The sequence below is a fragment of the Pseudoxanthomonas sp. LjRoot204_2 genome (assembly GCF_056175765.1).
This window is the reverse complement of record NZ_JBGFFG010000600.1, coordinates 1-1,641: the sequence shown is the minus strand read 5'-3', so window position 1 is coordinate 1,641 and position 1,641 is coordinate 1. Positions and strand designations below refer to the sequence as shown.

Sequence of the window (1,641 nt, the reverse complement as noted above, 5' to 3'; positions counted from 1 at the left end):
GGATCAACGAGCCCGTGGAGCGCAGGAATCCTTCCTTGTCCGCATCGAGGATAGCGACCAGCGACACCTCCGGCATGTCCAGGCCCTCGCGCAGCAGGTTGATGCCGACCAGCACGTCGAACTTGCCCAGACGCAGGTCGCGGATGATCTCCACGCGCTCCACCGTGTCCACGTCCGAGTGCAGGTAGCGCACCTTGATGCCGTGCTCGCCCAGGTACTCGGTCAGGTTTTCCGCCATGCGCTTCGTCAGCGTGGTGACCAGGACGCGGTCGCCCCACGCCACGCGCTCGTTGATCTGGGACAGGAGGTCGTCGACCTGCGTGCCTACGGGACGGATCTCGACTTCCGGGTCGATCAGGCCGGTGGGCCGCACCACGAGTTCGACGACCTCGCCCGCGGACTCGCGCATTTCATACGGTCCCGGGGTGGCGGACACATAGATGCTGCGGGGCGAACGCGCCTCCCATTCCTCGAAGCGCAGTGGGCGGTTATCCAGTGCCGAAGGCAACCGGAAGCCGAACTCCACGAGCGTCTCCTTGCGCGACCGGTCGCCCTTGTACATCGCGCCGATCTGCGGAATGGTGACGTGCGATTCGTCGATGACCAACAGCGCATCCGCCGGCAGGTAGTCGAACAGCGTGGGCGGCGGCTCGCCCGGGGCCTTCCCGGTCAGGTGGCGCGAGTAGTTCTCGATGCCGGAACAGAAGCCGACTTCGGCCATCATTTCCACATCGAACTGGGTCCGCTGCGCCAGGCGCTGGGCCTCGACCAGCTTGTTCTGTGCGTACAGCTGCTCCAGCCGGTCCTTCAACTCGATCTTGATCGTCTCGATGGCCGCCAGCACCCGCTCGCGGGTCGTCGCATAGTGGGTCTTGGGATACACCGTGTACCGCTGCAGCTTGCGCAGCGACTCGCCGGTGAGCGGGTCGAACAGGCTGATGCCCTCGACCTCGCCGTCGAACAGCTCGATCCGCACGGCCTCGGCATCGCTTTCGGCCGGATGCACGTCGATGATCTCGCCACGCACGCGGAACGTGCCGCGCTGCAGCTCGTACTCATTCCGCGTGTACTGCAGTTGGGTCAGGTGGCGGATCAGCTCGCGCTGGTCGATCCGCTCACCCACCGACAGGATCAGCCGCAGCGACAGGTAGTCTTCCGGCGCGCCCAGGCCGTAGATCGCGGAGACGGTCRCCACCACCAACGCATCGGGGCGCGACAGCAGCGTCTTGGTCGCCGCCAGCCGCATCTGTTCGATGTGCTCGTTGATCGAGCTGTCCTTCTCGATGAAGGTGTCGCTGGATGGCACGTACGCTTCGGGCTGGTAGTAGTCGTAATAGCTGACGAAATACTCCACCGCGTTGTGCGGGAAGAACGCCTTGAATTCGCCGTACAACTGGGCCGCCAGCGTCTTGTTGGGCGCCATGATCAGCGTCGGCTTCTGGACCTGCTGCACCACGTTGGCGATGGTGTACGTCTTGCCCGAGCCCGTCACRCCGAGCAGCGTCTGCTTCGCCAGCCCGGCCTGGAAATTCTCCACCAGCTTCTCGATGGCGCGCGGCTGGTCGCCGGCCGGCGAGTAGGGGGAAACGAGCTGGAAACGGTCGGTCATGGTGCACAACCCAGAGGCAAGCGAACGAGTAT

At 64.7% G+C, this 1,641-nt stretch carries 1 protein-coding gene; it reads right to left on the bottom strand.

The genetic code is table 11. The annotated features are described in order from the left end of the window. Positions 1-1,609, bottom strand: a 1,609-nt coding sequence (gene uvrB / locus AC04L7_RS18270) for an excinuclease ABC subunit UvrB (protein WP_475513644.1), incomplete at its 3' end; no start/stop codon positions are given. Positions 1,610-1,641 lie beyond the last annotated feature (32 nt).